Annotated in this window: 12 protein-coding genes; 2 read left to right on the forward strand and 10 right to left on the reverse strand. The window is 64.0% G+C overall.

Going from position 1 to position 13,178, the window contains the following annotated elements:
• Positions 1 to 96 precede the first annotated feature (96 nt).
• Positions 97 to 513 carry an RrF2 family transcriptional regulator gene (locus KVP10_RS06910; RefSeq protein ID WP_217963761.1) on the reverse strand — a complete coding sequence of 139 codons (417 nt, stop codon included), beginning with the start codon at positions 511 to 513 and terminating at the stop codon, positions 97 to 99.
• 72 nt (positions 514 to 585) lie between these two features.
• On the opposite strand from KVP10_RS06910, the gene KVP10_RS06915 reads away from it, so the two are divergent.
• Entirely contained in the window at positions 586 to 1,572 is a 987-nt protein-coding gene (locus KVP10_RS06915) for an alpha/beta fold hydrolase (RefSeq protein ID WP_217963762.1), read from the forward strand.
• A gap of 132 nt (positions 1,573 to 1,704) precedes the next feature.
• Here KVP10_RS06915 and KVP10_RS06920 read toward each other — a convergent pair whose 3' ends face one another.
• The 7 genes from KVP10_RS06920 to KVP10_RS06950 all read right to left on the reverse strand — a co-directional run bounded on the left by KVP10_RS06920 (position 1,705) and on the right by KVP10_RS06950 (position 8,258).
• Entirely contained in the window at positions 1,705 to 2,229 is a 525-nt protein-coding gene (locus KVP10_RS06920) for a hypothetical protein (RefSeq protein ID WP_246600371.1), read from the reverse strand.
• A gap of 210 nt (positions 2,230 to 2,439) precedes the next feature.
• Positions 2,440 to 3,144, reverse strand: coding sequence for an ABC transporter ATP-binding protein (locus KVP10_RS06925; protein WP_217963838.1), 705 nt, complete (start codon positions 3,142 to 3,144; stop codon positions 2,440 to 2,442).
• A gap of 4 nt (positions 3,145 to 3,148) precedes the next feature.
• Positions 3,149 to 3,874 (reverse strand): ABC transporter ATP-binding protein, encoded by a 726-nt coding sequence (locus KVP10_RS06930; protein ID WP_217963763.1) that lies wholly within the window; start codon positions 3,872 to 3,874, stop codon positions 3,149 to 3,151.
• Entirely contained in the window at positions 3,852 to 4,790 is a 939-nt protein-coding gene (locus tag KVP10_RS06935) for a branched-chain amino acid ABC transporter permease (RefSeq protein ID WP_246600452.1), read from the reverse strand. Before KVP10_RS06935 ends, KVP10_RS06930 begins: the two co-directional genes overlap by 23 nt.
• A 136-nt stretch (positions 4,791 to 4,926) precedes the next feature.
• On the reverse strand, positions 4,927 to 5,778 hold the full coding sequence (locus tag KVP10_RS06940; protein WP_217963765.1) for a branched-chain amino acid ABC transporter permease: 852 nt from the start codon (positions 5,776 to 5,778) through the stop codon (positions 4,927 to 4,929).
• An 83-nt stretch (positions 5,779 to 5,861) separates the two neighbouring features.
• Positions 5,862 to 7,112: an ABC transporter substrate-binding protein gene (locus tag KVP10_RS06945; RefSeq protein ID WP_217963766.1), complete on the reverse strand. Its 1,251-nt coding sequence runs from the start codon at positions 7,110 to 7,112 to the stop codon at positions 5,862 to 5,864.
• A gap of 249 nt (positions 7,113 to 7,361) precedes the next feature.
• Complete coding sequence (locus tag KVP10_RS06950; RefSeq protein WP_376810999.1) at positions 7,362 to 8,258, reverse strand: putative hydro-lyase; 897 nt, start codon at positions 8,256 to 8,258, stop codon at positions 7,362 to 7,364.
• Positions 8,259 to 8,347: 89 nt separating this feature from the next.
• Here KVP10_RS06950 and KVP10_RS06955 point away from each other — a divergent pair, with 89 nt between their 5' ends.
• Positions 8,348 to 9,286 (forward strand): LysR family transcriptional regulator, encoded by a 939-nt coding sequence (locus KVP10_RS06955; protein ID WP_217963768.1) that lies wholly within the window; start codon positions 8,348 to 8,350, stop codon positions 9,284 to 9,286.
• Between the two features lie 158 nt (positions 9,287 to 9,444).
• On the opposite strand, the gene KVP10_RS06960 is transcribed toward KVP10_RS06955, so the two are convergent.
• Positions 9,445 to 10,746 carry an ABC transporter ATP-binding protein gene (locus tag KVP10_RS06960; protein ID WP_217963769.1) on the reverse strand — a complete coding sequence of 434 codons (1,302 nt, stop codon included), beginning with the start codon at positions 10,744 to 10,746 and terminating at the stop codon, positions 9,445 to 9,447.
• 272 nt (positions 10,747 to 11,018) lie between these two features.
• On the reverse strand, positions 11,019 to 12,776 hold the full coding sequence (locus KVP10_RS06965; protein ID WP_217963770.1) for an ABC transporter permease: 1,758 nt from the start codon (positions 12,774 to 12,776) through the stop codon (positions 11,019 to 11,021).
• Between the last annotated feature and the right edge of the window lie 402 nt (positions 12,777 to 13,178).

Genomic DNA, 13,178 nt, shown 5'->3' on the forward strand with positions numbered 1-13,178 from the left:
TTTGAGTTCTCCTGTGAGTCTCTCTTCCCTGCGTGTGACTCGGTTGGGCTGCTTTCGACCCGAAGTGGAAGTTCACTATAGAAGAGCTAAACGTTCTTAACTCGCGGAAATCTCCGCAGCGACATCCGAAAGCAATCGGGTGCCAAGGTGCTGCAGCAGCGCCTTTTCACCCTCGCGCATGGCATCGATGACCCATTGATTGACAGCGCGTTCGACTGGGCAAGCCGGATTGTCGTTGGTCGGCCCGATGGTAAAGACAGCCCCGTGGGAAATTGCTTCATAAACATCCCGCGCTGTGATGGTGTTCAACGCTTTAACCAGCGTCCACCCTCCATTGCGCCCGCCTGTGGAGGTGACCATGCCGGCCGTGCGCAGTGCCGCCATGGTCCGCCGCACCACGACCTCATTGGTGTGCAGCATTTGGGCAAGGGTTCCCGATGTGGTCGTGCCGCCACGCAAGTCCATGTGAACCAGCACGTGCAACAAGCGGGCAAGGCGAGTGTCGCAGCTCATGAAAATCCGATTCCATAACAGTATAAGTTACGATATTATAGTTGTTCCGTATCTTTGCTAGAAACAGTCGCCATGATTGAACTTGAAACGCGCGATGTGAACGTCAACGGCATCCGATTGCATGTGACTGCTCTGGGTAAAGGCCCTCTGGTTTTGCTGTGCCACGGTTTCCCCGAAACCTCCCATGTATGGCGTCGTCAGCTCCCGGCACTCGCTCAGGCGGGGTTTCGTGCGGTGGCCCCAGACCTACGAGGTTATGGCGGCAGCGAATGTCCGTCGGACGTTGCGGCCTTCACGACGATGGATGTGATTGGCGATCTGGTGGCGTTGGTCGAAAGCGAGCACGCCAAAGATGCGGTGATCGTAGGCGGGGACTGGGGGGCCAGCATCGCTTGGCTGGCCGCGCAGTTGCGGCCCGACGTCTTTCGAGCGGTTGCCGCGCTGGGCGTTCCCATGATGCGCAGAGCCCCGGTCATGCCGAGCCGCTTGTTTCCGAGAACGGAGTCTGCGGTCTTTTACACGCATTACTTTAATGAGCCGGGCCTTGCCGAACAAGAATTCGAGCAAGACGTCAGCGCAACACTACGCGCGATCTATTTCGCGGCATCTGGACAGGCTGGACCGCGTGATGACCCAAGGACGCCGAATCCCTTTGGTATGGTGACCAACGGACAGGGTCTACTCGACTCGCTTCCCATTCCTGCCGAACTGCCGCCATGGCTTACTCAGTCGGACCTGGATGTCTTTGTCCAGAGTTTCAAGACCAGTGGATTTCGCGGCGGGCTTAACTACTACCGGAACCTGGACCGAAATTGGGCGCTACAGGCAGCCTTGGATGGAAAAAATGTGGACGTCCCGGCTCTGTTTCTCGTGGGGGAACGGGACACTGGCCTGGCGATCCCTGGCATGGGCCGAATCATCGAGGCTATGCCAGACATCGTGCCGCAATTGCGCGCCACCAAAATGATTCCCGGCGCGGGACACTGGCTGCAGCAGGAGGCCCCCCAGGAAGTCAACAAGGCGCTTGTCGATTTTCTGCAAGGCAACCTGGGGAGTTAGCTTCTTTCTAATGGATGAACGCGTTTGGCCCGAACGTCAGCTCATGGCTGCGGCCTTATAGTGTGTCCTTGGTTCGCGATGCGAAGCTAACGGTTAACACGTACCCTTCCCGTGTCCCGCTAGGTCCTCAACTCACCGCCGCGGCCAAAGCCGGCAGTATGTCTGGCTGCTTTCCAGATTCGGCCCCGTGCTTCCGTCGGCCCGCACTACTTTGAGCCAGCCGTTGGGGTCCGACCGCGTCGGCCTGTCTCCGCAATTGTTGTGGACCCAATGGATTCCGCCCTTGAATGGAATGCCGCAAGCTTCCAACTGGTCTCCTACCTGGATGGTATCCAAGGGTTCGGGCACTTTTTTCGAGTGCGGCTTGTAGCCCGTGGCGAAGACGTTGTCTATGGCGACATCGTAGGTGTTCCCGTCGCGGCCTTGCAGTTTCAGATGCGTATGCGACAGTTCTACGCCCTTTTTGTACATGCCGTGCCGGAATTTCGGCGGGGATACTACCTGGCCGACGAGCAAGGCGCCGCCGGACGCCCTGCATTCGCGCGCATCGTTGGAAGCTGCGCTTACGGTCTGGGACGCCAGGGCCAGCATAGCGCCGATGAAGGCATGGGTTGATATCCAGACGTGGCGGTTTGCGCGTATGCTTACGGGCGACATTGGGTTTTCTCCGTGGGAGACTTCAGATCATGGCTGGAAGTTACCATAAGCATGCTCATCGGGTGGCCGATCTTGGCCGCAAGGATGCAGGAGAGGCGTGGCCGCAGGGTTTCTTTGCTCTGGCAGGCCTTTTTCCGGATTTCCCGCTGCGGGCGGAGATCGACGCCGGCCGCGATATTGACGCGCCCAGGTTGGTTGATCTCCCCGCCCCTACAGCCCCAAATAAGCCTTCCGCACCTGGTCCGAGGCGCTGATTTCCTTGGCGCTGCCTTGCAGCGCGATCTTGCCGCTTTGCATCACGTAGGCCTGCTCGGCCAGTTCCAGCGCTTCGGCCATGTTCTGTTCGACCAGCAATATGGACGTGCCGCTCTTGTTGAGGCTGGCCAGGGTGTCGAAGACGGTTTCCACCAGCAGGGGCGAAAGGCCCAGGCTGGGTTCGTCGACCAGCAATAGCCGTGGGCCGCTCATCATGGCGCGGCCTATGGCAAGCATCTGGCGTTCGCCACCGGACAGGGTGCCGGCGATTTGTGCGCGGCGCTCGGCCAGGCGGGGGAAGAGCTGGTACACCTGTTCCAGGCGCTGGCGGTACTGGGCTTCGTCGGTGACGGTGTAGCCGCCCAGGTGCAGGTTCTGTTCCACGGATTGGCGCGCGAAGACGCGGCCGCCTTCGGGGATCAGGGCGATGCCTTTGCGCACCAGGACGTCTGGAGTCTGGCCGGTGATGTCCCGGCCTTCGAAGAGGATGCGGCCGGAGCGGGGCTTGACCGAGCCGACGATGGACAGCAGCGTGCTGGACTTGCCGGCGCCGTTGGCGCCGAGCAGGGCGGTGATGCCGCCGGGCTGCACTTCCAGGGAAATGCCCTGCACCGCCTGCACGCCGCCGTAGGCGACCTGCAGATCCTCGATTTTCAACAAGGCCTCATGCGGCACGGTATTTTCTCCCCAGGTAGGCGCCTATGACTTCGGGATTGCGCACGACTTCTTCGGGCTTGCCCTGTGCGATGAGCTGGCCGAAATCCAGCACCAGCACCCGGTGCGCCAGCCGCATCACGACTTCGAGCACATGTTCGACGATGACCAATGTCACTCCCGTGGCGTGGATGCTGCGCAGGATTTCGGCCAGCGCCACGGCTTCGCTGGGATTCAGGCCGCCGGCGACTTCGTCCAGCAGCAGCAGGCGCGGCGAGGTGGCCAGGGCACGGGCCAGTTCGACGCGCTTCTGGCCGGCGACGTTGAGTTCGCCGGCGGGTGTGTCACCGCGGCCGGACAGGCCTACGGTGTCCAGCACCTGCCGGGCGGCGGCGTGCGCGTCGGCCAGCGCGTGGTGGCGCAGCAGTGCGCCGACCGTGACGTTTTCCAGCACGGTCATGGACGCGAAGCTGCGCGGGATCTGGTAGGTGCGCATCAGGCCCAGGGCGGCGATGGCTTCGGGCGTCTGGCCCACGAGCTGGGTGCCGTCGAAGGTGACGCTGCCGGAGGTGGGCGCGTGGTGGCCCGCCAGGCCGTTGAACAGCGTGCTCTTGCCGGCGCCGTTCGGGCCTATGATGGCGACGATTTCGCCGGCCTCGACGTTGAAGCTGATGTCGCGGTTGGCGACCAGCCCGCCGAAACGCTTGGTGAGTTTATCGACTTCCAGCAGAGCCACGGCGCACCCTCAGTGTGATGAGGCCTTTCGGCAGGAACAGGCTGACGAGCACGATCGCCAGGCCATAGAGCAGCAGGTCGAAGCCATGGCCCGAACTGCCCATCGCGACGCGCATGCCTTCGGCCAGGGGGATGAGCAGCGCCGCGCCCAGCCAGGGGCCGACCAGCGTGCCGACGCCGCCGAGTATGGCCACCAGCACGATCTGTATGGACAGGGTCAGGCTGAAGGCGGAATCGGGATCGATGAAGCCGATGTAGATGGCGTAGAAGCCGCCCCACACGCCGGTGAGCGCGGCCGACAGGACGAAGGCCAGCATCTTGTAGCGTTCGGCCGGCACGCCGAGGCTGCGCGCGGCGGCTTCGTCACCGTTGATGGCGCGCCAGTAATAGCCGGTGCGCGAGCGCGCCAGCGCGACGGTGGCCCAGAAGGTAAGTATCGCCAGGCCGAAGGCGATCCAGTAGTAGGGCGCCTTGGAGCGGAACAGCAGCAGCCACGCGCTGTCGGCGATGGGGGCTTCGATACCGGTGGCCCCGCCGGCCCAGCTCCAGTTGGTCATCAGCAACTGCGCCACCGACAGCAGGGCGATGGTGGCCATGGCGAAGTAGTGGCCCGTCAGGCGCAGGGTGGGCCGGCCGACGATGAAGGCCACGGCCGCGGCGACCAGGCCGCCCAGGGGGATGCCGAGCCAGGGGCTGAGCTTGAGCATCTGCAACAGAAGCAGGGTGGTGTAGGCGCCCGCGCCCAGGAAGACCGCGTGCCCGAACGAGACCCGCCCGAGAAAGCCGCCGACCAGGTTCCATGATGCGCCCAGCGCGCCGTACATCAGCGCCATGACCACGATCTGCTGGGTGTAGGGGTCGCGCACGGCGAAGGGGAATGCCGCCAGCGCTACCAGCACGACGATCAGGGGCCGCATGCCCGGGCGCCGCAGGAAGGAGGCATTGCTTGCGTTGTCGATTGCCATGTCGTGTGTCGCGTCGTGTGTCGGGGTGCCTGCCGCGCCGCGGGCTGCGTCGGGGGAAGTGCGGGGTGCCGTATCGTGCGCCATCATGTCACCAGCGCCCGAAGAGGCCGCGCGGCCGGTACCACAGCACCAGCAGGAAGATCAGGAATATGCTGACCGTCTTGTAGGCGGGTTCGACCAGGTAGCCCGTCATCGATTCGATGATGCCGATGAGCACGCCCGAAATGAAGGCCCCGGGCAGCGAACCGAAGCCGCCCATAGCCACGGCCACGAAGGCCAGTAGGCCGAACACCCCGCCCACCGACGGGAATACATAGAAGAAGGTGGTCAGCAGGGCACCGGCCAGGCCCACTACTGCGCTGCCCAGTATCCATACCTGGGCGTTGACGCGGTCCGACGCGATGCCGACGAGCGAGGCTGCCTGCCGGTCTTCGGCCACTGCCTGCAGGGCATGGCCCCAGCGGCTGCGGTACACCAGGAAGAACAGGACGACGATGACCGCCAGCGCCACCAGGCCGGTGACGACCTGCGGCCGCCCCAGCGAGAAGCCGGCCATGCGCACGCTGCCGGACAGCCAGGTGTCGGGCAGGTTGCGGTAGTCGGGCGAGAAGGCCAGGAAGGCGAGCTGGCGCAGCACCAGCCCCAGGCCGAAGGTGGCCAGGATGACGATCATGGGCGGGGCTTTCTGCAGCGGCCGGATGATCAGGCCGTAGGACAGGAAGCCCACGAAACCCAGCAGGCAGGCCACGAGCGGCGCCGACAGCGTGGGGTCTATATGCCCCAGCGTGAACAGCCAGTAGGCGGCGTACATGCCTATCATCAGGAATTCGCCGTGGGCGAAGTTGATGACGTCGGTGATGCCCCAGATCAAGGCCAGGCCGACAGCGACCAGGGCATAGATCAGGCCATTGAACAGGCCCGTGGCCAGCGCTTCGAGCACAGGTGTCTCCTATGTGCAGGAATCGGGCAGGGCCGGCGGCGTGCCGCCGGCGCCTGCGTGCAGGTGCAGGTTTTGCCTTGCGTTTACTTCGCCCAGGTGAAAGGCAGCTTGGGCAGGTCTTGCATCTTCTTGTAGCGGGTCGGCCAGACGGTGTGGTATTCCTTGCCCTCGAGCTGCAGGATCAGGCCCTGGCCCTTGATGTTCTGGCCGGTCTTGTCGAACTGCACGCCCGCCCACGGCATCACGATCTGCTCGGCATCGAGATTGGTGGACTCGAGCGCCTTGCGGATGGCCTCGGGCTTGGTCGAGCCGGCACGGTCGATGGCCTCGGCCAGCACCAGGATGCCTTGCAGGGAACGGGCGCTGTTGCCGTTGAGTTCCTTGCCCGAGCGCGCCTTGAACATGTCGTTGACCTGCTTGATGATGGGCTTGGCCGTGTACAGGTCGTTGGACCATACGTCGCGGGTGAGCACGCCTTGCACTTGCGGGCCGACCTCGGAGATGAAGCGCGAATCGATGAAGCCGGCGTCGTTGGCCAGCATGATGGGCGGCGCGTAGTTCATCTGGCGCATGGTGCGCACGAACAGCATGGCGTCCGAGGTGTAGCTGGCGAAGATGGCGACGTCGGGCTTGGCCGCGGCGAGCTTCTGGGTCTCGGAATTCAGCGAGGGCGAGCCGGCCGAATAGGCGATGTTGGCGACGATCTTGCGCTGGGTGCCCTTGACGAACTTCTGTACCGCCTTGTAGGTGTTGACGCCGAAGTCGGTGTTCTCGTAGACCACGGCGATCTTCTGGGTGGGCACCTGCTTGACGCCGTTGAGGAACTCCATCATGTTGCCGACGAAGGTCTCGTCGTTGGGCGTGGTGCGGAAGAACCACTTGTAGCCGCGCTCGGTCAGGTCGGGGCTGCTGGATTCGCCGTTCACGTAGGGGATCTGGCGCTGTTCGGTGATGCGGCTGGAGGTCTTGGTGACGGCTGACTGGTAGGCTCCGACCAGGGCCACGACGTGTTCCTGGTCGATGAGGCGCTGGGCCTCGGCCTGGCCGACGTCGGGCTTGCCTTGGGAATCGGCGAAGATCACCTGGATCTTGGCGCCGCCCAGATGGGGCAGGCCGGCGCCCGCGGCCAGCGGGATGCCCTTGAGCTCGGGATGGGCCTTGTTGACGATGTCTTCGGCCAGTTCGATGGCCTGCTTGAGTTCGATGCCGGTGGAAGCCAGCGAACCGGTCAGCGGGTAGATGGCGCCGATCTTGATGACCTGGTCCTGCGCGCTGGCACCCTGGGTCATGGCCATGCCCAGGCTTGCGAGCAGCACTGCGACGAGTTTCTTCATCGTTTGTCTCCTGATGGGTTTGAGGTGAAGAACGGAAACCCTTGATGGATAAATGTTCGCGTCTGGTAATGCGCGAATCTGGTGATCGATCTGGAAAACCCCGGGGCCTAATATGTACATGTGGAACGCCTCGGGGGAAAGCCTGAAGTCCTTACGGCAAATACAAGGGTCTGCGCGGCAAGAAATCAAGGTATGCAGGCAAATAATACAAAGACTTGGATAATTGAAGGCCTTGGCTATCTATATACGTCAGAATGCGGCCAGGGTGGTATTGGGGATATCGGTAATGAGCATGTGGCCCGGCCTGTGGGTGATGGCAATCGGCGGCTTGGCCGCGCGGATGGCTTCTTGCGGGGTGACGCCGCAGGCCCAGAACACCGGCAGTTCGTCGGCGCGCACTTCGACCGAGTCGCCGTAGTCGGGCTGGGACAGGTCGCCGATGCCGATCAGCGCCGGGTCGCCGATGTGTATCGGCGCGCCGTGCACGGCGGGAAAGCGGCTGGTGACCTGGATCGAGCGTATCGCGTCGGCGGCCTTCATGGGCCGCATCGATACCACCAGCTTGCCGCCGAAGGGGCCGGCGGCCCGATTGTCGATGGAACTGCGGTACATCGGGACGTTGCGGTTTTCCTGGATGTGGCGCACCGGTATGCCTTCTTGTATCAGCATCTGCTCGAACGAGAACGAGCAGCCTATGGCGAACACAACGAAGTCGGGCTGCCAGGCGTCGGACAGCGAGGCCAGTTCGCCGTCCAGCTTGCCGTCGCGATAGACGTAGTAGCCGGGGATGTCGGTGCGTATGTCGAGATCCCGGCCCAGGGCCTCGATATTCCATTGCCCGGGCTCGCCCACGCCCAGCAGCGGGCAGGGCTTGGGGTTGCGCTGGCAGAAGCGCATGAAGTCGTCCGCGTACTGGCCGGGCAGTATGGCCAGGTTGGCCTGGGCGTAGGCGCCGCAATAGCCTGCGGTGGGGGCATGGAACTTGCCCGCGCGTACTTGCTGCCTGAATTCCTGAGGTGTCATGGCTTGCGGTTCCGAAGGCTGTTGCGGATTTCCGTGAGGATGGCCGAAGGTGTCGAGTCTTGCGTCGGCGTGGCGCCTGGAATTCGTCCGGGGCTCACCGAGCGTCGAATATGGGTGAAGCATAGGATCAAACAAATATTTTTTCTATCGATTTTTTGTGCGCGATATCGTATAGTTTTTCTTAACAAGAAAATGCCGCGCCGCGCACACTCGTGAATACACGGTTCATCGAAACTTTCGTTACCCTGGCCCAGCTCAAGAGTTTCAGGGCCACGGCCAGCGCCCTGCACGCCACGCCCGCGGCGATTTCGCTGCGGCTCAAAAGCCTGGAAGACGAACTGGGCGCCGAACTGGTCGACCGCTCGTCCAAGACCTTCCGCCTCACGCCCAGCGGGCGCCACTTATTGACCCAGGCGCGTTCGGTGGTCGAGGCCGTGCACCAGTTGCAGCTTGCCGCCCACCAGGAAGACGCGGTGCGGGGCAGCCTGCGCCTGGGGGTCAACGAGACGGTGGTGCATAGCTGGCTGGCGCACTACCTGAAGCAGCTCAACCGCGATTACCCGGAACTGGATGTCGAGCTCGTGGTCGAGATCAGCAGCGTGCTGCAGAAGCAACTGCTGGCGGGCGACCTGGACCTGGTGTTCCGGGTCGAGGGCATAGACAACGACAAAGTCGTTTCCGACGCGCTGGCGGTCTACCCCGTGCGCTGGATCGCCAAGAAGAACTTCCTGCCGCGCGGCAGGAAGGACCTGGTGCGCAATGTGCTCAAGTACCCGGTGCTGACTTTCGGGCGCGGCACCGCGCCGCAGCGGGCGATCGAGCAGATCGTGGCCAACCTGGCCAGCCAGGCGGACATTCCTCCCGGCAGGGCGCGCGTGCTCTGCTCGCCTTCCGTGGCGGCCATAGTGCGGCTGCTGCAGAACGGCTTCGGCGTGGCCGCGATCCCGGCGCTGTTCGTGGTCGACGAGATCGCCAGCGGGGCGTTCGTCGAGCTGCCCGTGCAGCCGGCGCCGCCTTCGGTGGTGATTTCAATGTGCTGGCACGCCGATGCCAAGCGGCACGTGCATACCGCGGCCAACGCGGCCCGCCTGGCTTGCGAGTATTACTGCAAGCACACGGACCGCCGGCTGGTGGAAGCCATACTCGGCTGAAGCGTAACGGGTAATGGCCCCGGGCTGCTGCGTTCGCCGCCCATCCCCGGGCGTGCATGCGGCGCGGCTTGAGCAGGCGCGGCATGGTCTTTGCGGGGCTATCCGGCTCTGGACAAGGCGCATCGGCCGCGTTTGCGGCGCACTGCGGGGCCCGATGATCAGGATTCGATGTCTTCGAGGCTGAAGGTCTCGGCCTGGTCGTCGTAGGAAAAGATCTCGGCGTAGCGGCCCCAGTTGATGACGGATTCCAGGGTTTCTTCGGCGGCGCTGTCGGACAGGAAGTCTTCCAGTTCCTGCTCGAAGCGCACGCGGGGGGCGCGGTGGCCGGGCCGCTCGTTGAGCACCGCGCGGATGCGCGCCGCCATGGGCACCGAGCGCAGCAGCCGTTCGGCGAACATCTGCTTGCGTTCCTGGGTGCCGCCGTCGGCGAAGGCCTTGCCGGCCGGGGTCAGGATGATGTCGCCCTCGCGCACATCGGCGAAGCCCAGGTGCTGCAGCATTTCCGCCACGGGAAACAGGTCGTCGACTTCCAGGTGCTGGGTGCGGGCGATTTCCGGCAGGTCGGCGCGGCCGTTGTAGGGGGCCATGGCCAGGGTTTCCATCAGGCCGGCCATCAGGTTGGTCGACACCTGCGGCAGCCAGGTGCCGAGCTCGAGTTCCTTGCGTATGCCGCCGGCCGCGGAACGTGCGGTCATGCGGGCGTAGATGTCGTCCACCAGGCGGCGGAAGGCCGGATCCAGGCGGTTGCGCGGGTGCGGGAAGGGCACTTTGATTTCGGCGATCACGCGGCCCGGGTTGGACGACAGCACCAGGATGCGGTCGCACATGAAGACCGCTTCTTCGATGTTGTGCGTGACGATCAGCACCGATTCAATCTTGAGGCGCCGCTCGTTCCAGAGGTCCAGCAGGTCGGTGCGCAGGGTTTCCGCCGTCAGCACGTCCAGCGCCGAGAAGGGCTCGTCCATCAGCAGCACGGTCGGGTCCACCACCAGCGCCCGGGCGAAGCCGACGCGCTGGCGCATGCCGCCCGACAGTTCGCGCGGATAGGCGTTCTCGAAGCCGTCCAGGCCGATCAGGTCGATGGCGGCCAGCGCACGCTGGCGCCGTTCCTGGGCCGGCACGCCGAGTGCCTCCAGGCCGGCCTCGACGTTCTGCAGCACGGTCAGCCAGGGAAACAGCGCGAAGGTCTGGAACACCATGGCCACGCCTTCGGCTGGCCCGTCGAGCTCGGCACCGCGATAGGTGACGCTGCCGCCGCTGGGCCGGATCAGGCCTGCGATGATGCGCAGCAAAGTGGATTTGCCCGAGCCGGAACGCCCCAGCAGGCCCACGATTTCCTTGCGGCCCAGGCTCAGGTTGACGTCGTCGAGCACCAGCAGCTCGTCCTGGGGCTTGCTGAAGCCGCGCCGCACGTTCTGCACGCGCAGGATTTCGTTCGGATTGGCGGTGTAATCAAGCATGGTGTGGCCTTGAACTGACGGGTGAGGCCGGGCCCGCAGGCGCGGCCATGTCGGGTACAGCGGTGTGGAGATCGTGCATCTTGATGCCAGACTTTAGTGTCGTGTCTCAGAAGTTCGCACCCATGAAATTGCGTTTTCGCGCGCAGAGCGGCGTTGCAAATCCTCGCGATAGTTACGACTATCGCTGCGGTTTGCGCCTTGCTCTGCACACGAATCCATCAATTTCATTATGGGCACGAACTTCTGAGACACGACACTAGTATGAACAGGCCTTAATCCATGCGCAGCCTGGCGTCCGCGTAGGCATACAGCGGGCGCCACAGCAGGCGGTTGACCAGGGTGACGAACAGGGACATGACCGCTATTCCCAGGATGATCTTGGGGAAGTTGCCGGCGGTGGTGTTGTGTGCGATATAGGCGCCCAACCCATGCGCGGCCACCTTGTCGTTGCCCCAGGACACGTATTCGGAGACGATGCTGGCATTCCAGGCCCCGCCCGCGGCGGTGATGGCGCCGGTGACGTAATAGGGAAATATGCCGGGCAGCATGACCTGCTTCCACCACTGCCAGCCGCGGATCCGGAAGTTGGCCGCGGCTTCCTTGAAGTCGTTGGGAAAGGCCGAGGTGCCGGCGATCACGTTGAACAATATGTACCACTGCGTGCCCAAAATGATGAGCGGCGACAGCCAGATGTCGGGGTTCAGGTGGTATCTGACGATGAGCACCACGAACACCGGGAACAGCAGGTTGGCCGGGAAGGCTGCCAGGAATTGCGCCAGCGGCTGCACTTTCTCGGACAGCGCCGGGCGCAGGCCGATCAGCACGCCCAGCGGCACCCACACCAGCGTGGCGAGCGCAATCAGCACCATGACGCGCAGCAGGGTGATGGCGCCCAGCACGAAGACGTGGCCCACTTCGGACAGGCTGACGCCGGTGCTGACATAGGCCACTACCCGGTACAGCACGTACAGCGTCACCAGCACGATGAGCAGCACCCAGGCCGCGTCGGCCAGCTTGGACGGCGGGCGCGTTTCGGCGGCCGGGGCCGGGTCGCGGCCGCTGCGGCGGACGGCGGCAAAGGCCATGGGCAGCCGGGCCAGCGCCGCCAGCACCCCGCCCAGGGGCTTGAGCAACTGGGTGATCAGGCGCGTGCGCCGCACCAGGTCCAGCAGCCAGGATTCCGGGGTGGTGGCCGACATGGTGTTTTCCATGCGGAACTTGTCGGCCCAGGCCACCAGCGGACGGAACAGCAACTGGTCATAGGCGAGGATGACCAGCGCCATGGTCAGGATGACGTAGCCGACGGCCGCCAGGTCGCGGTGCTCTATGGCTGTGGCCAGGTAGGCGCCGACCCCGGGCAGGGTGATGGTGTGGTTGCCCACCGTGATGGCTTCGGAGGCCACCACGAAGAACCAGCCGCCCGACATCGACATCATCATGTTCCAGACCAGGCCGGGCATGGCGAAGGGCACTTCCAGCTTCCAGAAGCGCTGCCAGGGGCTGAGCCGGAAGTTGCGCGCCACTTCCTGCAGGTCGCGCGGCACCGTGCGCATGGACTGGTAGAAGCTGAAGGCCATGTTCCAGGCCTGGCTGGTGAAGATGGCGAAGATGGCGGCGCACTCGGCCCCGACCACGCGGCCCGGGAACAGCGCCAGGAAGAAGGTGACGGTGAACGAGATGTACCCGAGCACCGGCACTGACTGCAGGATGTCCAGGATGGGCACGAGTATTTTTTCGGCGCGCCGGCTCTTGGCGGCGATCGTGCCGTAGACCAGGGTGAAGATCAGCGAGGCGCACATGGCCGCCAGCATGCGCAGGGTGGTGCGCAGGGCATAGTCCGGCAGCGCCCCCGGCGACAGCGAGATCGCCTGGGTCTGCAGTACCGAGATGGGCGCCATGGTCTGGTGATAGCCCACGACCCCCATGGCGATCAGGCAGATGATCAGCGGAAAGGCGATGAAATCCCAGCGATTGGGCAAGAGCCGCGACGCGGAGGCGCTGAACGAGGGACTGAGGATATTCAAACGCATGTAACAGTTCCGGCACGGTGGCGGGATCGCGGGCTTGGGCGACGGTGTAACGGGAATGGCGGTATTTTCGCCGAAGCGGCGGCGACCGGGGAGAAATATCCGGAAAAGTTTCGATAAAACCGGGACGGTTTAGCTAAAACCGCGACGACGAGACGCTATCACACTCTCGATGACAGGCGCAATCGCGTCGGGCGCCGCCGCGTCGGGCGCCGCTATGCGGCGCAGGGAAGGGGCGGCGGTACAGTTCGTCGCTCGGTCGGGTTCTTCTGTCGCGGCTAGGGCCTGTTCACACTAAAAGGGGTACCACATGGTCACAAAACAAGCTGTCCATCAAGGCGCGAAGCGCAGCCGTGGTGGTTCCACGGCGAGCATGAGCAACGCCGAGGGGCGGGTTGTTTTGTG

The sequence above is a fragment of the Candidimonas humi genome, from assembly GCF_019166065.1.
Lineage (GTDB): Bacteria > Pseudomonadota > Gammaproteobacteria > Burkholderiales > Burkholderiaceae_B > Candidimonas > Candidimonas humi.